The organism is Thermoactinospora rubra (genome assembly GCF_002093975.1).
GTDB lineage: Bacteria > Actinomycetota > Actinomycetes > Streptosporangiales > Streptosporangiaceae > Nonomuraea > Nonomuraea rubra_A.
Genome location: NZ_MSZZ01000042.1, coordinates 48,866 through 69,189 on the forward strand (window position 1 = coordinate 48,866; position 20,324 = coordinate 69,189).

The 20,324-nt window shown below is 72.5% G+C and carries 18 protein-coding genes; 2 read left to right on the forward strand and 16 right to left on the reverse strand.

Going from position 1 to position 20,324, the window contains the following annotated elements:
- Window positions 1-38 precede the first annotated feature (38 nt).
- The 16 genes from BSB02_RS28475 to BSB02_RS28550 form a co-directional block, all read right to left on the reverse strand.
- Window positions 39-527, reverse strand: a complete 489-nt coding sequence (locus tag BSB02_RS28475) for an iron chaperone (RefSeq protein WP_084963649.1) — start codon at window positions 525-527, stop codon at window positions 39-41.
- Window positions 528-624: 97 nt separating this feature from the next.
- Window positions 625-1,092 (reverse strand): pyridoxamine 5'-phosphate oxidase family protein, encoded by a 468-nt coding sequence (locus tag BSB02_RS28480; protein WP_240506702.1) that lies wholly within the window; start codon window positions 1,090-1,092, stop codon window positions 625-627.
- Window positions 1,093-1,097: 5 nt separating this feature from the next.
- Complete coding sequence (locus BSB02_RS28485; RefSeq protein ID WP_084963651.1) at window positions 1,098-1,562, reverse strand: helix-turn-helix transcriptional regulator; 465 nt, start codon at window positions 1,560-1,562, stop codon at window positions 1,098-1,100.
- A gap of 18 nt (window positions 1,563-1,580) precedes the next feature.
- Complete coding sequence (locus tag BSB02_RS28490; RefSeq protein WP_084963652.1) at window positions 1,581-1,991, reverse strand: VOC family protein; 411 nt, start codon at window positions 1,989-1,991, stop codon at window positions 1,581-1,583.
- Window positions 1,992-2,050: 59 nt separating this feature from the next.
- Complete coding sequence (locus BSB02_RS28495; protein WP_240506703.1) at window positions 2,051-2,962, reverse strand: hypothetical protein; 912 nt, start codon at window positions 2,960-2,962, stop codon at window positions 2,051-2,053.
- Window positions 2,962-3,591, reverse strand: coding sequence for a hypothetical protein (locus tag BSB02_RS28500; protein WP_143591259.1), 630 nt, complete (start codon window positions 3,589-3,591; stop codon window positions 2,962-2,964). The genes BSB02_RS28495 and BSB02_RS28500 overlap by 1 nt, the downstream gene beginning before the upstream one ends.
- Window positions 3,588-6,428 carry a BTAD domain-containing putative transcriptional regulator gene (locus BSB02_RS28505; protein ID WP_084963655.1) on the reverse strand — a complete coding sequence of 947 codons (2,841 nt, stop codon included), beginning with the start codon at window positions 6,426-6,428 and terminating at the stop codon, window positions 3,588-3,590. The genes BSB02_RS28500 and BSB02_RS28505 overlap by 4 nt, the downstream gene beginning before the upstream one ends.
- 80 nt (window positions 6,429-6,508) lie before the next feature.
- Window positions 6,509-6,937 (reverse strand): pilus assembly protein TadG-related protein, encoded by a 429-nt coding sequence (locus BSB02_RS28510; protein WP_240506704.1) that lies wholly within the window; start codon window positions 6,935-6,937, stop codon window positions 6,509-6,511.
- Window positions 6,934-7,302 (reverse strand): TadE/TadG family type IV pilus assembly protein, encoded by a 369-nt coding sequence (locus BSB02_RS40745; protein WP_158088744.1) that lies wholly within the window; start codon window positions 7,300-7,302, stop codon window positions 6,934-6,936. The genes BSB02_RS28510 and BSB02_RS40745 overlap by 4 nt, the downstream gene beginning before the upstream one ends.
- A gap of 113 nt (window positions 7,303-7,415) precedes the next feature.
- A complete protein-coding gene (locus BSB02_RS28520) occupies window positions 7,416-7,808 on the reverse strand; it encodes a TadE family protein (protein ID WP_169729447.1) in 393 nt (130 codons plus the stop codon).
- A 53-nt stretch (window positions 7,809-7,861) separates the two neighbouring features.
- Entirely contained in the window at window positions 7,862-8,080 is a 219-nt protein-coding gene (locus tag BSB02_RS28525) for a hypothetical protein (RefSeq protein WP_084963658.1), read from the reverse strand.
- The gene (locus BSB02_RS28530) at window positions 8,080-8,997 is read right to left on the reverse strand and encodes a type II secretion system F family protein (RefSeq protein WP_084963659.1); all 918 of its coding nucleotides are present in this window, start codon (window positions 8,995-8,997) and stop codon (window positions 8,080-8,082) included. Before BSB02_RS28530 ends, BSB02_RS28525 begins: the two co-directional genes overlap by 1 nt.
- A complete protein-coding gene (locus BSB02_RS28535; protein ID WP_084963660.1) occupies window positions 8,990-9,832 on the reverse strand; it encodes a type II secretion system F family protein in 843 nt (280 codons plus the stop codon). Before BSB02_RS28535 ends, BSB02_RS28530 begins: the two co-directional genes overlap by 8 nt.
- Window positions 9,826-11,127, reverse strand: a complete 1,302-nt coding sequence (locus tag BSB02_RS28540) for a TadA family conjugal transfer-associated ATPase (protein WP_084963661.1) — start codon at window positions 11,125-11,127, stop codon at window positions 9,826-9,828. The genes BSB02_RS28535 and BSB02_RS28540 overlap by 7 nt, the downstream gene beginning before the upstream one ends.
- On the reverse strand, window positions 11,124-11,849 hold the full coding sequence (locus BSB02_RS28545) for a hypothetical protein (RefSeq protein ID WP_084963662.1): 726 nt from the start codon (window positions 11,847-11,849) through the stop codon (window positions 11,124-11,126). The genes BSB02_RS28540 and BSB02_RS28545 overlap by 4 nt, the downstream gene beginning before the upstream one ends.
- A 1-nt stretch (window position 11,850) precedes the next feature.
- Entirely contained in the window at window positions 11,851-12,528 is a 678-nt protein-coding gene (locus BSB02_RS28550) for a hypothetical protein (RefSeq protein ID WP_084963663.1), read from the reverse strand.
- A 288-nt stretch (window positions 12,529-12,816) separates the two neighbouring features.
- Between BSB02_RS28550 and BSB02_RS28555 the strand changes: the two genes are divergently transcribed.
- Together BSB02_RS28555 and BSB02_RS42545 are read left to right on the forward strand one after the other, a co-directional pair.
- Complete coding sequence (locus BSB02_RS28555; RefSeq protein ID WP_084963664.1) at window positions 12,817-13,059, forward strand: hypothetical protein; 243 nt, start codon at window positions 12,817-12,819, stop codon at window positions 13,057-13,059.
- Between the two features lie 725 nt (window positions 13,060-13,784).
- On the forward strand, window positions 13,785-20,111 hold the full coding sequence (locus BSB02_RS42545) for an FtsK/SpoIIIE domain-containing protein (protein WP_240506705.1): 6,327 nt from the start codon (window positions 13,785-13,787) through the stop codon (window positions 20,109-20,111).
- Window positions 20,112-20,324: the final 213 nt, after the last annotated feature.

Below are 20,324 nucleotides of genomic sequence, written 5' to 3' on the forward strand. Positions count from 1 at the left end.
GGGCCCGGTGCCGGGCCGCGCCCGTGGAAAGGTCCGCCTCAGCTCGCGGCCTTCTTGACGAGCTCGGCGATCCGTGCCTCGGCGTCGGCGGTCAGCTCCGTCAGAGCGTAGGCGGTCGGCCACATGGTGCCCTCATCGAGGTTCGCCGGGTCGTTGAAGCCGAGCGTGGCGTACCTCGTCTTGAACTTCTTCGCGGGCTGGAAGAAGCAGACGTTCTTGCCATTCTTGGCATAGGCGGGCATCCCGTACCAGAGCGTCGGCGACAGAGCCGGCGCGTTGGCCTTGACGATCTCATGGAGCCGCTCGGCGATGACGCGGTCCGCCTCCTCCATCTCGGCGATCTTCGCAAGCACCTCGCCCTCCGCGTCCGCCTTGGCCGCACGCGAGCCGCGCCGCGTGGACGCCTTCAGCTCCCGGGCGCGCTCCTTCATCGCGCTGCGTTCCTCGTCCGTGAACCCGTCGTACTTCTCCTCGGCCTTCTCCTTGGCCGCGCCGGTGGTCTTGACGGACGTCCGCGTGTCCTTCATGGCAAATTTCCTCTCATAACAGGTCTTAGGGGGATTCTTCGCAATTGATCGCTCGTCGCCCGGGTGAGAACGGCGACGGCATGATCCCGTACGGCGGTCAGCCGAGCCAGCGGCCGTCGCGCATGAGGTCGCGTCCCGGCAACTCGTTCGCCTCCCGCCAGGCCTGGATGCGCCGAGGCCGGATCAGGAAGTACTGGTAGGGCTCGTCGAGCTTGCGCGGGTCGAACCCGGTCTTGGCCGCGAACGAGTCACCCGTCCCCGGAGGCAGGTCGGCGAGGTCCACCGGCTCGGCGGTGCCGTCCACGACGACGACGTCGCGAGTCGGCCCGAGACCGAGCCGCACCCGGCCGTCCGCCAGCAGGTTGCGGCCGGTGACCGAGGCCCGGGGCGTCGAGATGAGGAACGCGGACCCGTCCCAGAGGTACGAGAGCGGGACGAGGTGGACGCCCGCGGGGCCCGACGTCGCGACCCAGAGATCGACGTCGTTCTCCAGCTTCGCGCGAGTGTCCCGCAGCCTCTCCTCCAGCTCACGGGGCGGCACGTCTGTCACGCTTCCTCCAGTCATGTCCGTCACGCTAGTTGCGGCTCCTTGACCTGCGCTTCTCGATTCCTGACCGGTCGGGTCACCTGCTTGGCCACGCACGGCGGCATCCCCACGGTCGCCCGCGCCGCCTCACGCCGGTACACGCTCGGCGGCACGCCCACCAGCTCGGTGAAGCGCGTGCTGAAGGTGCCCAGCGAGGAGCAGCCGACCGCGAAACACACCTCGGTGACGCTCAGGTCGCCCCGGCGCAGCAGCGCCATCGCGCGCTCGATGCGCCGGGTCATCAGATAGGAGTACGGCGACTCGCCGTAGGCGGCCCGGAACTGCCGGCTCAGATGCCCGGCCGACATGTGCACGCCGCGGGCCAGCGCCTCCACATCCAGCGGCTGCGCGTACTCCCGGTCGATCCGGTCGCGGACGCGGCGCAGCCGCGCGAGGTCCTTCAGGCGGTGCGCCTCGGTGAGCGCGCGCCCCCATGCGGGATGACACATGAAACGACTCCTTCCGGCTCAGCGAATCTCCTGGATGCGGACCAGGTTGCCCGCGGGGTCGCGGAAGGCGCAGTCGCGCACGCCGTACGGCTGCTCCATCGGCTCCTGGACGACCTCGGCGTCGCCGGCCTGCAGCTTCTCGAAGACGGCGTCGAGGTCCCGGGTGGCCAGCAGGATCCAGCCGTAGGTGCCCTTGGCCATCATCTCGGTGATGATGCGGCGCTCCTCCTCGGTGACGCCGGGGTCGGCGGCCGGCGGCGCGAGGAGGATGGACGTGCCGGGCTGGTTCTTGGGGCCGACCGTGATCCAGCGCATCTTGCCGTGTCCGACGTCGCTGCGCACCTCGAAGCCGAGGGTGTCGCGCCAGAAGGCCAGGGCGGCGTCCGGGTCGTCGTGCGGGAGGTAGCTGGTGTGGATGGTGATGTCCATGGCTGTCACGTTATCCACGGCTTCGTGACCAGTGCTTCTCGGATCCTGACCGGTCGGCTCTAGGGTCTGACCACGCTCTGGACCTCGCCCACCGGCACGTCTCGCGAGGCACCGACCTCGATCGGCGAGTAGGAGAACGGCACGACGTCGTCCTCGACCTCCACCGGCCACACCGTGGTGACCGTGAGCCGGTAGACCTGCCGGTCCCAGTCGACCGACGAGTGCAGGTACCGCACGCCGCAGGTGAAGGCCGCGCCCTTGCGGTACGGCGTGCCGCCCGCCCCGCACCGCTGGCGCACCTCGGCCCGGTCGGGCGTGGTGCCGGGATCGATCTTGACGCTGTCGAGGCGCGCGGTCACGGTGGCGCTCATGACGCCCGGCAGGGTGGCGGTGACCGAGCGGCGCGGCTCGCCGATGCCGGCGAGCCACACGTAGGTGGGCAGGTTGACGTAGCTCTTGGCGTCGGGGTTGAGCCTGATGCGCGGCTCCGGCACGGTCAGCGCGGCGCGGGCGATCTCCACGAGCTCGGCCAGCGTGATCCCGGCGGGCGGCGTGGCGCCTGGCGGCACCCACACGAACGGCTCGAGCCCCGCCCAGCAGGCGTGCCCGCGCGGGTCCGAGCCGTTGTAGGCGGGCGTCCACCAGCGGCCCTGACTGCCGGCCTTGTCCCTGAACTGCTTGAGGAACTTCTGGTATTGCTCCTCGGTGCCCTTGGGGTACTGGCGGAACCAGTAGGCCCGCAGGCTCTCCTGCGTCCTGAGCATGGAGGCGCCGTCGGGGCCGGGCTCGTACCAGCAGGGCCGCTTGATCCGGTAGCCGTCGCCCCTGCCGCCGCGCACCCCGTTGCCGGTGACGACGATGCTGGAGTTCTCCAGCTTGACGCCGGCCGTACGGTCGTCCTGGAATCCCTCGCCGCGCGGGCCGCCGGGATCGAGCACCAGCACAGCGGCTGTCAGAACGCGCAGCAGCATCAGGCACATCCCTTCAGGTCGTGACGGAAGTCCTTCACCCGCCAGACGCCGTCGCGGGCGCGGTGCAGCACTGCGGCCTGCAGGTAGGGGGCGTGGGCCCAGCTCGGGCGGCTCTCGCGGCCCCTCGGGGAGACCAGGCGGACGCCCGTCTCATCGACGCAGGCGTCGACCCGGGCGCCGTCGCCCATGACGGCGGTGACGCGCAGGGCGTAGAGGCGGGCGGAGCCCCTGACCTTGGCGCTCCCGAAGCCGCGCACCCAGGCGTGGGCCTGTCCGGTGGCGGGGGGTTCGACCATGTCGAGGTAGGTCTCGTCGCCGGACAGGACGGCGCGCCAGGAGCTGACGTACAGGTCGGTGAAGGCTTGGACCAGGGTGGTGTCGGTGCCGGCGGGCCACTCGATGCTGACCGACATTTCCGGATTTATCCGGATGGTCTCGATGGCGGGCGTGGCGCGGACGCTCGCCGAGGCGACGGGGGTCGCCTGGCTCGGCACGAACGGCGGGTCGGCGGCGGGCGCGCACCCGGCGGCGAGGAGGGCGGCGGCTGCTGCGACTCCGATCCGGGCGACTGGCCGGCCGTAGACGGCTGTCATGCGATGAGCGGCTCTCATGCGGTGGACGGCTGTCATGCGGTGGACTCCTTCACCATGTGGATCCGCCACGACGGCAGCAGCTCGTCGATCAGCGCCTCCGTCTCGGGGGCCAGGCCCCCGCCGTACGGGTGCGACGCCGACCGGCGCGCCAGCCCGTCGACGACGGCGCGCAGCTGCACCAGGTCGCCCGTCGCGTGCGTGGCCCGCAGCAGGTCGCGCCACAGGCTCTCGTCGTCGGCGGCCAGGAGCAGCCCCGCACGCGCCGCCGCCACCGCCTGCTCCGGCTCGCCCTGCGCCAGCCGTACCTCGCACAGCTGGTGTGCGGCGTCGGCAACCTCGGCCGCCACGTCGTACTCCAGCTCGTCGGCCGCCAGCCACGCATACCGGCCCGCCGGGCGCCCGGCCAGCAGCGGCCCCCTCACCAGCGCGAGGGCCCTTTCCAGCAGGACGGCCTGCGCCGCCGGGTCGCGGCGCGAGCGGCGCACGAGCTCGCGGAACAGCGCCCAGTCGGTGCGCACGCCCGGGCCGAGCCGCAGCCGTCCCGCGTCGTCCGCGAACAGGTGCTCGCGCCCGATCCACGCCATGACCCTGGCGATCGTGGCGTCCCTGATCATGGACTGCACGCCGCGAGGCCACAGCACGCCGCCCAGCACCACCGGATGGACGCCCCCCGGATGCGTGGCGAGATACACCAGCATCTCCGCGGCCAGCGCCATCCGGCCCTCCTCGAGCGGCTCCACGCCGACGATCTCAATCGGGCCGAGCATCCTGATCTCGACCTGCGGCGGCGTCGGCTCCGCCAGCGGCTCGGGCTCGGGGATCGCCTCGCCGTCCAGGCGTTCGGCGGTCGTGAACAGGTCGATCAGCGCCTGGTAGTGCCGCCGCGGCAGCAGCTGGGCGGTCACCTCCAGGCCGAGCTCGGCCAGCCTGGCCCGGCCGTCCTCGGTGATGTCGATCGTCCAGGTGGCGTGCGGGACGTCGCCCGCGACGACGTACCCGGCCGTGTCGCGCCTGGCCAGCAACGCCAGCCGGCGCGCCTCCTCCAGGGTCGGCGGGTGCGCGCACAGCAGGTAGTGGGCGTCGCGCGGGCGCCCGGTGACGCGGCCCCTCAGCACCTCCTCACGCGGCGCGGCCGTCGCCTCGAGCTCGGGCAGGATCTCCCCCAGACTGCCCACCGCCTTCACGCGGTGCGGCGCGATCGCGGTCAGCTCCTCGCCGAAACCGACCAGTGTGACGCGCATCCGGTCCGACCAGCGGTTGGTGGCCAGCTCGACGGCCAGCGCGGCGAGCGCCGCCGTCGTCTGGGGACCGCGGACGCTGACGATTCCCTGCGCCGCCTCCAGGTCGACGAGCACGCGCCCGTTGGCGTCGGTGCCCAGGGACACCAGGCCCGGGTACGGCGCGCCGCCCCGCTGGTCCTCCAGCAGCCGGCCCTCGTGCGCGGCCAGCCGCCAGATCTGGCCGCCGTCGAACGCGGTCCAGGGGCTCGGCGCGTCCTCGTCGGGCGGGTGGATCCACAGGTCGAGGGTCCTGGCCGACAGGTGGGCGGCGTAGACCGTGGGCGGGGTGCGGCCCCGCGCGGCCAGCTCGGCGCCCAGGACGCGCAGGCCGATGTCGAGCATCCTCGTGCCGGGGGCGTCGGCGCCGAGCCGCAGGGCCACCTCGGCCTTGGCGGCGTCGTCCCGTGGCCGTGCCAGGCGGCGGCCGGACACCCTGCGCCAGAGCTGATGGCGGCGGCGCCGGCCGAGGAGCACGAGCAGCCCGGCGGCGGCGAGGGAGGCTCCGGCGAGGTAGTCGACGAGGTCGAGGGCGGGGGTTGAGGCGTCTTCGTGGCCGGTGGCGGTCTGCCCGTTCCCGGCGCTGGGCGTGGGCGCGTCCTGGCCGCTCTGGGCGGGCACGTCCTTGCCGCTTTCGGCAGGCGTGCCTGGACGGCTCTTGGCGTCGGCCTGCCGGTGCTCGGGGCGGCGCTCTTCCTGCCGCTGTCCCCGCCCCTCCGGCGTACCGGCCTCGTGACGAGCACCCCGGTCGGCGCGGTCGGCCCGGTCGGCGCGCTCGGCCCGGTCGGCGCGGTCATCGCGTACGGCCGGGCCCTCCACCCCGGACCGCGCCTCACCCGGGACGCCCGGATGCCGCGCCAGGATCTCCGCCCGTCCCTGGTCGCGGGGCACGATGTGCACGTTGCGCGCGTCATCCGGCATGTCCAGCACCCAGCCCGGCCGGATCAGGTCCGCCATCTGCAGGCGCGATCCGTCGGGCTGCTCCTTGTGCTTGTTCAGCCGATAGATCTCCGGATAGCGCCGCCCGTCCCCCAGGCACTTCTCGGCGATCTCCCACAGGCTCTCGTGGTGGCGGCCGTGCGGCGGCTGCACCACGTACACCTTCTTGGTGGGCTTGACCGTCTCCAGCATCACCTCGGCGACCGGCGCGGCGTACACCGCGGGCTTGGCCTCGGGCGCCGCCGGGGTGCTCGCATGGGCGACCGGCGCGGCCACCGTACCCGCCGCGAACAGCACCAGCACGGCCGACACCAACCGGTTCGCCAGCGCCTGCGTGCCGCCGGACAGCGGCACGCGCGCGGGCATCCCCACCCGGCGCACGCCCGCGTACAGCTCCACGACCACGCACACCAGCAGCTGGAACCACGCCACCCAGACCAGCAGAACGAGCACCGCGACGATCGTGCTCGGCCCCACGCGGCTGGTCAGCAGGTCCAGGTCGAGCAGCTCGGGCGCGATCGGCGGCCCGGCGAGCCGCAGCAGGGCGTACGGCACGCCGCCCAGGAGCGCGAGCAGCACGGCGAGCGCGCCGAGCCCGGCGAACACGTCACCGGCCGTGCGCCGTTGCGGGATGCGCACCGGAGCCCTAGTCGGCATCGCCCTTCCTCCTTCGTCCAGCGTGTTGCGCGGTTCGCTTCGGCCGCCACCGAGTGGCGGGTTTCGGTCTGGCTCGCCGGTCACCTCGCGTCCGGTCCGGCGGTGGCCCGGCCCTCCATCCACGAGCCGGGAAAGCCGACCGCGCCCAGGAAGAACGCGGTCCACCGGACCCGCACCGTCACCGTGACCTCGGCTCCGCCCGCTCCCACCTCGCAGGTCCCGCCCTCGACCTCCCCCGCCGGGCCCGCTTCGGCGTGGCCGTACGTATCCATCACCTCCCAGGCCCTCGCGCACGCCTCGTCCTCGCCCAGCAGCCGGGCCTGCCCGGTGGCGCGCAGGTGCTCCACGTCGATGCGGTCGGCCGCCGCCCTGGCGGCCTGCTCGGCGACGTCCGAGGCGCGCAGCCGGGCGTTGATCGCCGCCCCGCCGTCCACGAGAAGCCCGGCGAGCAGGAACACCACGACCGAGAAGAGCACCGTGAACACCGACATCGACCCGCGTTCGCTCACTGGACCCTCCGGAACGTCTCCAGGGGGACCACCGCGGCGCCCGTCACGCGCTTGGTGGCGCCGAACCCCAGGAAGCTCAGGTCCAGCTCGCAGCTCACTTCGGCGTCGACCTGGCCGCCCGCCTGCCATGCCGAGCCGGCGAGCGAGACGTGGGGGGATTCGCACCGGCCGCGAAGGGCGTAGGCGGCGGTCTCCTGGGCGGCCGCCTCGGCGTCGCCCAGCGTCCGCTGCACCGACGCCGCCCTCGCGGCGTCCCTCGCCGCGGCGTTCACCTCCCCCTGGGCCTCCACGAGCCGCCCCGCCCCGACGAGGAACATCAGGAACAAGACGAAGAGGGGGGCCAGCATGACGGTCTCGACCGCCATCGACCCGCGCTCGCGCGCGCTCCGGCCTTCGGGCGCGGTACGGCTCTCGCATGCGCCATGGCGGCTTTCGGGTTCGCTTCGGCGGCGCCGTACCGCGGCGAGCTTTGCTCTCCTCACCCGCATCGCCCGCTCCCGTCGTCGGGCCTGAAGCACTCGACGGGGCCGCCCGATCGCGCCGTGACGGTGAAGGCCAGCTCGGGCAGCAAAGGGATGACCTGAACCGCGCTCCCGGACACCGTGACCCATCGCTCGTCGGCTCCGCGCGTCGTCGCGGTCGCCCGCGCGTCGGACAGCAGCCGCGGTCCCACGGCATGGACGAGGTCCATGGCCTTGGCTTCGGCGTCGGCCTCCCAGGAACCCGAGTCGACGGGCGCGGCCCGCGCCACGCGTGCGCCTTCACGGGCAGCCGCCTCGGCCACCTGCCGACCGTGGAACCACAGGGCGGCCTGCACGATGAGCAGCGAGACGGCCAGGATCACCGGCATGAGCAGAGCCAGCTCCACCACGGTGACCCCTCGCTCCCGCCCTCCCGACCGGCCCGGACGGCTCCTTTCCCGGCTCACTCGTCCCCGCCGCCGCCGAAGCTCTTCTGGATGTTCGCCTGCTCCTGCTCGACCAGCGTCTTGATGAGCGTCGCCAGCCCCAGGGCCACCCCGGCGATGACCGCCGTGATGATCACCCATTCGACTGCCGAGGCGCCGAGCGACGACGCGGTACGCGCCCTGTGCACCCGCACGCCGAGGTATGCGCGGACGTACTCGATCCAGGGATGGTTCATCACGACCCCAACATCTTCATCGCGGCTGGAAAACTGAGAAAGATCACAAACCCGGCGCACAGCAGCAGCTGCGCGACGAGCATGGACTGCGAACGCTCCCCCGCCCGCCCCTCGATCTCGGCGAGCTCGCGGCGGCGCAACGTGGCCGCGCGCGCGGCGAGCGAGGCGCGGACCTTGGCCCCGTCGTCGGCCACCAGCGCGAGGGCCGCCGACAGGTCGCGTAACTCGTCGACGTCGATCTCCTCGCCGAGCTGCCCGAGCGCCTGCCACGGGGTGATGCCGACGATCCGCGCCCCGGCCAGCGCCTCCTTGATGCGCTGCATCGCCCAGTTGGGCTGCTCGCCGCTCACCGACACCGCCATCAGCAGCGCCTCCGGCACGCCGCGCCCGCCCGCGAGGTTCATCGAGACCAGGTCGAGGAACGCCCCCACCGCGTGGCGGAAGTCCCGTCGCCTGGCCGCGGCGTCGCGCCGAACCTGCAGGTCGGGCAGGAAGAAGAACACCACGGCGCACGCCACGGCCGTCCAGAAGGGAAGCGCCGGAGACGTCCCCCAGCCCATGACCGCGAGCCATCCCGCCAGCACGGGAAACGCCAGCAACCCGGACACTCCCAGCAGGGCCTTGGTGGCCAGGAAGCCTTCGAACGACCGCCCGACGAGGGCGAGGTCGGCCTTGACCGATCGCGCCTCCCAGCCCCGCGCGCCGTACAGCCGCGCCAGCCGTACCCCCAGACTCCGGCGGAACGCGCCCACCTTCTCGTCGGGCGGGACCAGGCGCAGGCGCGGGCCGTCGTCCTGCCGTACCGCGTCCAGGGCGAGCAGCCGGGCCACCAGGCCGGGACGCGGCGGGAAGAGGGCACGGATCAGGACGAACAGCCCCAGTCCGAGGACGCCGCCGGAGATCGCCGTCTCAACCATGGTCGCCTCCGACGAGCAGACGGGTGGGTTTGTCGAAGCGGGCGAGCCGCCGCATCCAGGCGAACCCGGCGCCGAAGAGGCCCGCGACGACCACGAGCACGGCCTGGCCGAGCGAGGTGCGGTATTCGGCGACGTATCCGGGGTTCCAGACGACCAGGGCTCCGGCGAAGACCAGCGCCGTGATCACCACGATCTGCACGCTGCGCCTGGTCGAGCGGCGTTCGGCCTCGACGCGGCGCCGCATGTCGAGCTCCTCGCGCGCCGAGACCGCCAGGGCGCCCAGCACGTCGCGCAGGCCGGGGCCGCGCAGCTTGGCGTTGAGGATCAACGCGGCGATCACCAGGTCGGCTGAGGGGTCGTCGAGCTCATCGGCGAACAGCCGCAGCGCGTCGGGCAGCGCCATGCGCGTGTGGAGCCGGTCGACCAGGGCGCGCAGGTGCGGCTGCAGCATGGGCGAGGCCGCCCTGATCGAGGCGGGGATGGCCTGCTCCAGACCGGCCGCCCCGGCGATGGTGTCGCGCAGCGATTCGGTCCAGGCGGCCAGGCCCTCCAGGCGGCGCATCGCGGCGCGCTCCTCGGCGGCGCCTCCCGCCAGCCCCCGCCAGGCGAAGACGAGGAGCACCGCGCCGACCGCCGCGACGTACCAGCCCGTCGTGACCATCACGCCCGCCGCGGCGAGCGTCGCGATCGCCGTGCGGGTGCCCAGGAGCCGGGCCGGTTCCCGCCTGGGGCGCGAGGGCCGGGGCCGCATGCCGTACAGGGCCAGGAAGAACAGGAAGATCCCGGCGCCCGCGGCGGCGCCGGAGAGCAGGACCAGGGGGTCGAGGGTCACCATGCCACCGCTCCCGGGACGTAGCCGTGCGCGACCAGCTCTTCCAGGCACGAGACGGGCGCGTGCGGTACGGCGGAGCCGTCCGGCCCGGGGGCGAAGACCTCGCTCGACAGCACGCGGCCGTCGCATCCGGTGACCTCGCGCACGCTGGAGACGTAGCGGCGCAGGGTGCCGCCGCGTTCGTAGTCGTTGCGCTTCTCGATGAAGACCACGAAGTCGATCGCGCCGGCGATGAGCATGTGGGTGGCCTCGATCGGCAGGCGTTCCTGGGCCTGGAGGGCGTAGGTGGCGATGCGGTTGAAGACCTCCATGCTGGAGTTGGCGTGGATGGTCGACAGCGAGCCGTCGTTGCCCTGGGTCATCGCGTTGAGCATGGTGACGATCTCGTCGCCCAGCACCTCGCCGACGATGACGCGGCTGGGGTTCATGCGCAGGGATCTTCTGACCAGCTCGGCCATGGTGATCTCGCCCTGGCCCTCGGCGTTGGGGAGGCGCTGCTCGAAGGCGACGACGTTCGGGTGCAGCTCGGGGAACTGGTCCAGCCCTAGTTCGAGTGCGCGCTCGACGGTGATGAGGCGCTCGGACGGGGGGATCTCGTTGGCCAGGGCCCTGAGCAGGGTGGTCTTCCCGGCGTTGGTGGACCCGGCGATCATGATGTTCTTGCGGGCGGCCACCGCGCATTTCAGGAAATGTCCCAATTCGGGGCTGAGGGTGCCGTTGCCGACCAGGTCCGACAGGAACACCTTGCCCAGACGGGCCTTGCGGATGGACACCGCCGGCCTGATCGTCACGTCCATCACCGCCGACAGCCGGGACCCGTCGGGCAGGCGCAGGTCCAGCTGTGGGTTGGCGGTGTCGAAGGGCCGGGAGGACAGCCCCGAGTAGGCGGCGAGGATCTGGATCAGCTCGACCAGCTCCTCGTCGGAGTCGGCGACGGGCTCGCCCATCTCCTCGCGGCCGTCGGCGTAGCTCACGAACACCCGGTCGCAGCCGTTGATGTCGATGTTCTCGATCTCGGGGTCGTCGAGCAGCGGCTGGAGGCGGCCCACGCCGAACAGGGCGGCGTGGATCCCGGCCGCGAGGGCTTCCTCCTCCTCCATCGTCGGCGGGGTACGGCCCAGCCCGATCTCGCTGCGCGCGTGCTCCTCCAGGACGCGGGAGATCAGCGCCCGGGCGAACTGGCGCTCGTCCTCGCCCGTCATCGGCGGCAGGCCGTTGGCCGCGTCGAGGCGTCGCTGGTGGGCCAGGCGGTCGCCGACCTCCTGGCGGAAGCGCTTGACGAGGGCGTGGTCGATCATCCGAGCCTCCCGTGGAGCCGCCCGGCCAGCTCGCGTGCCGTACGGATCAGGAGAGAACGGTCCAGGCGGCCGCCCCACTGGCCGCGCAGCAGCTCGGCGCCCTTGGGGTCGTAGGCCAGTCCGTGGACGAAGTCCACGCCGGGGCCCAGGATCCTGCGCACCTCGTCGATGGACGCCCGGTACTGGCGGGGGTCGGCGATCACCACGACGCCCGTCGTCTCCGCCTTCGTCAGCGTGATCCGCTCGCGCAGATGCGCCACGTGGTCGAGGCTGGCCCTGGTGAAGAGCACCAGCATGCCCGCCTCGGCGATCAGGTCGGCGAGCTGCGGATGCGCCCCCAGCCGTCCGCAGTCGGCGAGCACGTCCGCGTCGGGCATGGTCGCGAAGGTCTTGCCCAGCGGCCCCCACAGCCAGCCGAGCCCCGTCGCCTGCTCGCCGTGGGTCAGCCCCACCAGCACGTCCAGCCCTCCCACGATCTTCTGCGTGTGCTCGTGGATCTGCACGGGCCGCAGGCCGCGCCGCGCGACGGCGCCCAGCGTGAGCAGGCCCTTGCCGGGGTTGAGCACGCCGCCGTCGAGCGCGGGCAGCCGGTAGGCCAGGTCGCCGCCCGCCGGGTCGCACTCGGCGAGCAGCACCGGACGCGGCCACACGGCGGCCAGCGCGGTCGCGGCGGTCGTGACGCCGGGCGCGCCCTTGTCGGCGGCCAGCACGATCAGCGCCACCTCAGCCCGCTCCCGGCAGCTCGGCCACGGCGATCTCGCCGGTGGAGGCGTGGGCGAGGACCTCGGGCGACACCGACGAGTCCACGATGATCGTCATCTGGCTGACGGCGCCCGTGCGGCTCGGCGGATCGACGTCGTGGACGAGCGCGCTCTGGGCGAGGACCCTGCCGGGCGTCTGGGCGGACCGGCCCGGCACGTAGACGACCTGGACCCGCGCCCCCTCGCGCAGGCCCGGAGGATACTGGCCGGGTTTGAGTGCCAGGCCGACCTTCGCCTTGCCTGGGCCCAGCTCCTGGCTCGCGGTCACCGTCATCTGGCTGGTGAGGAGCGTCCCGGGGAGGATCGTGGTCGCCGCGAAGGAGTGGACGACCTCCCCACGGCGCGACCACGGCACGTAGTCGATGCCCGTGTCGGCGATCTGGACCTCTTCCAGCGCGGCGTCGGTGAGGGGCCGGCCCGCGCCGATCTGCTGGGTGACCCTGATCGCGGAGACGCGCTCGCCGCTGCGCATGACGAGCAGGGTGCTCGCGAGCGCGCCGCCCAGGATGAGGAGGACGGCCAGGGCGGCCAGCGCCGGTTTCCGCTCGCGCGGCGGCACCGGAAGCTTGCGCGACGTGGGTCCGGACAGCGCACCGGCGGGCGCCGCCGCGTTCGCGGCGGGCTTTTCGCTTGTCCTCATGGGTGGGGGGCTCCCATTACTGAATTGTGGAATTCACGCCATTATGTGCATCCGATTGACGGGGTGGGGGTCGAATGCGGGGAACCATGCTCGTTTCGCAGGCGGCCCGTGTCAAACTGCGAGAGCTTTATACTTATTTCGCAGAGTTGATTGATGTTTCCCGATTTTTCGTGATAGGCGACACGAGGGTCACATCATTCTCTCTTTATTTCGGTTTTCTCTGCTTTATCGGACGGTTTGTCCGGCCACAGCCTGTTGAACTTGTTCAAAGTGTGCGATCATTGGGCCATGGCCAGGATCCCGGGCCGCCTCCGCCGTACCCTCCGGCCCCTCTTCGACCGCCTGCGGAGGCGCGGCGTCGAGCGCATCGTCGCCGCGCCCGCCACCGAGCGTGTCGTCGGGCGGCTCCACCGCGCGGCGGCCAACCTCGCCGAGGTGACGTCCGAGGTCAGCGCCTATGCGGAGCTGCTTGAGGAGAAGACGGGCGAGCTGCACGACCGCACGAGGGCGCGGAAGAAGGCCGCGGGCTGAGCCGGCCGCCTCACGAGGCCGCGTAGGAGTCGTTCGCCCAGGCAGGCCGAGGTGCTGAGGGGCCCCTCGGACAGCGGCTTGGCCTAACGCGTCGCCCACAGGTTGTCCACAGACCGGCGAGAACTGTCCACAGGAACACGGCCACTTTTCCACAGGCACGGCGGTTATCCACAGGCAGCGGATTTCATGCCGGTGCGGTCATTCGGCGGGCCTACCTTTGTCGCGGGCGTTACCTTGACCGTCGTCGCAACCGAGGGAGTCGGCACATGCGGATCATGCTCACCGTGCTCGATGAGCGCGGCGATCGTGACGTTGTCGTGGAAGGCGCGGAAACCGTCACCGTCGCGCAGGTCGCCGAGGCCCTTCAGGGCGAATCCGAACCGCTCGCCAAAGTGGTACGGCTCAGCCGCGCCCGCGCTCCTTACGGAATCGCCCGCCCAGACCGGTCACCGCATGACGACGCGACTCCGGACCAGGACCCCGCCTCCCCAGCCCAGGCACCGCATGGCCCCGCACGCCCCTTCCAGGCGCGGCCCGGTTTCACAACGTCAGCCACCCAGCCCCCGGCTCCCCCAAGCGCTGCGGACCGGCACTCCGTCACGACATCCGCCGCCGACCCGGCTCGCCCTGACGGCCTGGCGCCGGCAGGCCCCACGCTGTGGCGCAACGGGCACGAGCTGGACCCGCGTGCACCCGCCCGCGCCGTCCTGCGCGACGGCGACCGAGTGACGCTCCACGAGGCCCTGGCCGGTTCCACCGTGATCGACGAGCCGGGCGGCGTGGTGGAGGTCCGGGTCGTGGGCGGCCCGGGTTCTGGCGCCGTCCACCGGCTCGGCATCGGCATCCACGTCATCGGGTCCGACCCGGCGTGCGCGGTCGCCGTGCCAGACGCCTCCCTGGCCCCGGAGGCCGCCGTCCTGCGCGTCACGCCCGAGGCGATCACCGTCGAGCCCGTACGGCAGGCGCCGCCGGAGCCTGCCCTCAGGCCGAAGCTCAAGGGCAGATACGCCGAGGATGTCGCGGCGCTCCTCGAACGCGCGGAATCACGCTCCTTGGACCGCTCCACCCGACCTGGCGCCCTCGCGAACGCCACGCCGCGCCGTACGCCAGAGGACCACGAACCTCCCCCGGTGAGCCGTCACCCGACGCCGCTCCCGCCCGGGCACCGAGGCCGATCCGGCCCGGGCGTCCCCGGATCCCGAGCCCACCCAGAGACCCCCACGTCACATGACGAGCCCGGCCCGGCGCGCCACCACGCGACCCCGCGTGAGGTCGGCTCCGCCGCGCCCACCCCACCGGGGCGCGGACGCGAGAGCCCATGGGCGGGGCCCGCCTCCTCGATCGACCTGCTGCTGGACTTCCTCCCCTTGGAGGACCGGCGCGACTGGCCGGAAGGAAGCCTGCTGACCTGCGGCGCGTCCGTGCTCACGCTGGCCGCGATCGAGCCGCCGGACGCTCACCTGGCTCCCACCCCCGAAGGCGGCCTCGCCTACAACCGCCCGCCGCGGCTGCGCCGTCCCGAGACGCCGCGCCGGTTCGAACGCCCCAAGGAGCCGGGCCGGACGGAAGGCATCCGCCTGCAGCTGCTCGCGGCCGTGCTGCCCGCCCTCCTGGGCCTGGGTCTCGCGCTCGCTCTCCGGCAGTGGTACTTCCTGCTGATCGCCCTGATGACGCCGCTCATCATGATCGGCCAGTGGTGGAGCGACCGCAGGCACGGGCGCAGGCGGCACCGGCAGGCGCTCAAGGAGTACCAGTCCAGGCTCGAGACGTTCGAGCTAAGCGTCGAGGAGGCGAGGAGGCTCGACGAGCTGGCCCGCCGGGCGGACGCCCCCGACGCGGCCGAGCTCCTGCTGACCGCCACCGGTCCCCGCAGGCGGCTGTGGGAGCGCCGCATCCACGACGCCGACGCCCTTCGGCTGCGGGTGGGCCTGGCCGACCTGCCCGCCAACCTGGAGCTCGTCGAAGAGCAGGGCGCCCGCCTGGACCCGCCGACGTGCCGGGCCGTCCCTGTGACGCTGGCCATGCGCCGCCTGGGCGTGGCGGGCGTGACGGGACCCCGCGACACGTCCACGGCGCTCGCGAACTGGCTGATCGGCCAGGCCGCGATCCTGCACAGCCCACGCGACCTCGCCATCGTGGTGCTCTCCGCGCACGCGGACGGCGAGTCGCGCTGGGGCTGGGTGCGCTGGCTGCCGCACTGCGCGGCCCGCCACAGCGCCCTGTCGGCCGACGGCGCGGCACTCGTCGGCGCCGACCCCGAGACGGCGGCCCGCAGGATCGCCGAGCTCAACGCGCTCATCGACGAACGCCTGAACACCACGATCCCCGACCGCGGCAAGATCCCCACAGGCTGGGACGACCTGGGCGGCCCCGCCACCCCGACCGAACCGGCCTTCGCCCCCTACGACGCCCGCCCGTTCGACGTGCTGGTCGTCCTGGACGGCGCGCAGGTGCTGCGGTCCCTGCCCGGCATGCCGCAGGTGCTCCGCCAGGGTCCTCGCGCAGGGGTCTACACGCTCGCGGTCGACGACGACCAGCGTCTGCTTCCGGAAGAGTGCGCCACGGTGGCGGCCTGCGGTCACGACGGCCTGGTACGGCTCCGCGGCGGCGGCCTCGACGCGCTCGGCCCGGTCGTCGCCGACCAGGTCGCGCCGTCCTGGTGTGATCGTGTGGGCCGTGCGCTCGCCGCGATCCGGGACGTCAGCAGGGAGGACCAGGCGGCCGGCCTGCCCGAGTCCGTCCGCCTGCTCGACCTGCTGGGCATGACGGCACCCGGCGGCGCGGAGGTGGCGTCCCGCTGGAAGGAGCGCGGCACCACCTCGGCCCTGATCGGCGTGGGACCCGAAGGCCCCTTCGCCGTCGACCTCGGCCTGGACGGACCCCACGGGCTCATCGCGGGCACCACCGGCGCCGGCAAGTCGGAGCTGCTCCAGACGCTGATCTGCTCGCTGGCCGTCGCCAACCGCCCTGACCAGCTGACGTTCGTGCTGGTGGACTACAAGGGCGGCGCGGCGTTCAACGACTGTGTACGGCTCCCGCACACCGTGGGCATGGTCACCGACCTGGACGGCCACCTCACCCGTCGTGCGCTCGACTCGCTGGCCGCCGAGATCCGCCGCCGCGAACGCCTGCTGCTCGCCGCCGGGGCCAAGGATATCGACGACTATTGGGACAAGCTTCACCAAGCATCCGGGCCAGGCCCTTTCCCGCCACCCTCTGTCTCGGGTTCGCCTTACGGGCCTTCTGCACCGGTTCGCCCCTCGCCGCCCCGCTCGGGCCGCGCTCGTGCTTACGGGTCCGGCCATGCCGTCACATCGAAGGGCCAGGTCTCCGGTCACCGTTCGGGTGAGGAAGCAGGGATCGGCCCGCTTGAGGGTAATGTCGCGTTTGGGGATGCCGCCTTGGGGAGCCATGCCTCCCCGGCAGGCGACACCGTCCCCCGGAGGCGCCCTCCTTCCTGGGGTGACGGCTCCCGGCGGAGCGATGACGCCCTGGGAGGTGATGATTCCCCCAGCGGTGTGACGGTGCCAGGGGAGCGGGCTTTCCTTGAGAGCGAGGTGACATCGGCCAGGCGGGCGCTTGCGAGCGATGACGCCTTCGTGAGCTCGGCATTCAGCCCGCACCTAGCGACGTCCGGCCCAGGGCTCGGAACCTTCAGCTCTTGGCGTGGAGAGACCGACCCGCAGCTCGACTCGGCCGACCCACAGCCCGGACGGCTGCGACCTCTCCCCCGCCTCGTGCTGATCATCGACGAGTTCGCGGCGCTCGTCGCCGAACTCCCCGACTTCGTCACCGGGCTCGTCGACATCGCCAGGCGCGGCCGTTCCCTGGGCATCCACCTCATCCTGGCGACCCAGCGACCCGCCGGTGTGGTCACCGCCGACATCCAGGCCAACACCTCCCTGCGCATCGCCCTCCGCGTCACCGAACCTGCCGAGTCGGCCGACGTCATCGGGGTGGCCGACGCGGCGCACATCTCCCGCTCCACCCCGGGCCGGTGCTACGTCAGGTCGGGGGCTGCTCCCGCGACAGCCGTACAGGCCGCGAGAATCGGTGGCCGAAGCGTGACCGCGCAGTCCGGCGGCACCGTCCGGGTGTCCGAGCTGACGTGGCGCGGCCTCGGCAGGCCCCTTCCCCCCATGCAGGACAAGAGCGACGACTCGGGCACGAGCAACCTGGCGCTCCTCGTCGACGCGGTGGCCGAGGCGGCGCGACTCACCGGCGTGCCTGCCCAGCCGAGCCCATGGCTCGATCCCCTTCCCTCGCAGGTGGTCCTTGACGACCTCGTCGCCCCACGAGTCATCTCACCTGCGGGCGTCATGTCCACTGCCGGTGCCACACCCACGGCCGGTGCTGCCGTCACCGACGGCGCCCTCTCTGCCAGTGGCTCCCCCTCCGCCAGCGGTGCCACCTCCACCGACAGCCCCAGGGTTGGCACCAGCACCTCAGGCGGCCCGACACCCGCGCCCGTCCCTCTTACGGCACGCACGCCGTCTGGCGCACGCCCTGGCCACCGCTCCCCTGACGACCTTCACCCGCGCGACCAAGCCGACGCGAACCTCCTCGGTCCCGGCGGCTCATCCTCACCAAACCCGGCGTATCACCCGGAAGGCACCGAAGCCCCGAGTCATCACGAACAAGGGTCTGTGGCCATCGCGCCTCTCGCGTTCGGCGTCACGGACCTCCCCTGGGCGCAGGCTCGCCGCCCCCTCGTGCTCGACCTGGAGCACGGCGGTCACCTGCTCATCGCGGGAAGCGCCCGCACCGGCAGGTCAACGGCCCTGCGCACGATCGCGGGCGCCATCGCCGCCCGCACGTCTCCGGCCGACGTCCACCTTCACGCGATCGACTGCGGTTCCGGAGCGCTGCTGCCCCTCGTCGCTCTCCCCCACTGCGGCGCGGTCGTCACGCGGGACCAACTCGACCGCGTCGAACGCCTGCTGACCCGGCTGCGCGCGGAAGTAGGACGCCGCCAGCAGCTCCTCGCCGAAGCCGGTCATGCCTCGCTGGCCGAGTACCGCCGGGCGGGCAACCGCTTGCCCTGGCTGGTGCTCATGGTGGACCGGTGGGAGGGGTACGTGGCGGCCTTCGAGGGCTACGACTACGGCCGGCTCACGGAGAGCCTCCTCCACCTGCTGCGCGAAGGCGGGGCCGTGGGCCTGCGCGCCGTCGTGACCGGTGACAGATCGGCGCTGATCGGCCAGGTCTCGACCGTGTTCGACGAACGCCTCATCCTCCGCCTCGCCGACCCCAGCGACTACGGCCTCGCGGGCCTGCCGATCAAGGACCTTCCCTCGACCATGCCGCCCGGCCGCGCCGTGTCGATGGGCGAACACGGGATCGTCGAAAGCCAGGTCGCGCTCCTGGACCCTGACCCGTCCGGTCCGGCTCAGGTGGCCGCACTCCAGGCGCTGGCCCGCCTCGCCTGGGCTCCCGCCCATCAGGTAGCGCATGAGCCGGCACCGCCGGATGCAACGCTCGCGCGGAACCATGGGCGTGGCGCGAGAGGACCTGACGCCGCTGCGGAGACCGTGCGCGAGAAGAGGCATGGCGATCGCCATACCCGAGCCGACGCGGCACCCACCGCTTCAACCTACGAAACCGCGCCTCCATGCTCACCGGAGTCCCCGCCATCGCTGAAGCTCCACCGGTCGCCAGAGTCTCTTCCATGGCCAGAATCGGCGTCTCAGGGGTCGCCCGAGTCTCCTCCATCGACAGAGTCAGCGTTTCGGGTGCCGTCTGAGTCTCCTCCATCGCCGGAACCGGCGTCTCGGACGTCGCCGAGATCCCACATGGCCGGCTCCGGGCCCCCCACCGCCGGTCACCCAGGTGACCAGGGCGGACAGGACACACCCGCCCTGCCCCCTCGCACTTCCGTCGAGCCAGCCTCGGGCGCGGCACCCGGCCAGTACGGCATCGGCGGACATCGCGGGCGGGAGGATATGGACGCCGCGCACCGCCCCCAAGCGGACGAACCCCGCCACGATGCCCCAGCGTCCCGGCTCTTCGGGCGTTCGCGAACCGCGTCCGCGAACCGCAAGAGCGGCCGATCTCCTTGGGTGTGGGACGGCGAACCGCCCTTGCGGGTCGACGCGCTGCCCTCGCGGATCACGATGAGCCAGACCCTGGACCTCGACCCGGCCTTCGTGCCACCGTCCCCGTTGTGGGCGCTCATCGGAGCGGGCGGCGATGCGTTGACCCCCATGGGGCTGGACCTCCTCGCCCACGGTCCCGGCGCCGTCATCGCCGGACCGCCACGCTCCGGCCGCTCGTCGGCCCTGATGACCGCGGCCCTCTCGCTCATCGGCCAAGGCACGCCGGTCATCGTCGTCACGCCCCGGCGCAGCCCCCTGCGTGCTCTGGAGGGCGCGCATGCCGTACTGGACGGAGACGGCACCGTCCTCAGCATCCGCGCCATGGGATCGGCACCCAGCACGGCCAGCGGCAAGGCGGCTGGGCTCGCCGCGAGCGTCGTCGCAGACGAGAGCGCCCCCGGCAACGCCGCGACAAGCAACGAACACCCGCTCATGCACCGGGACGGTGACGCGGCGGCTCACGCCTCCCATGCCACCGGCGACTCCGCCATCGGCCACGAAGCGGATGCCTTCGCCGCCCAAGAGGCCGACCGGCCATACATCACAGGATCCGAGGCCGGCACAGGAGCCGGGGACGCTGGGGTTGTCTCGGGCCTCACGTTCGAGGGCATCGTGGCCCGGCTCGAACGCTACGTGGTGATCGTGGACGACGCCGAGCTGGTCGATCCCGACGGCTCGGTCGGGATGCTGCTCAGCGAGATCCTGCGCACCGGCAGGGACGGCGAGCACGGCCTGATCATCGCCGGAGCTACGGGCGACCTGGCCACCGCCTACCGGGGGTTCGTCGCCGAGGCGCGCAAGTCCCGTACGGGCCTGCTCCTCGCCGTCCAGAGCCCGGCGGACGGCGACCTCTTCACCGTACGGCTACCGCGGGGCACGGTCGGCGGCCCGCCGGGCCGTGGCCTGCTCGTCACCATGGGCACCCTGACGCCGATCCAAGCCGCGCTTCCCGACTAGCGATGTGAGGGCACGTCTCAGGTAGTCCGATCCGGTGCGTGTGCCGACCGCACTCGCGTACCGCATCGCGCGGCCGGCACACGCCATCCGAACAAAGGCCCGCGAGGGGGCGGCATCGAGAACCGCGCCGGGAACCTCGTCGCCGCGCCGCCCCGGCGCCGGTCGCGCCTTCAGCAAACGCCGAGCCCCTCACAGAGCGATACGGCCACGCAC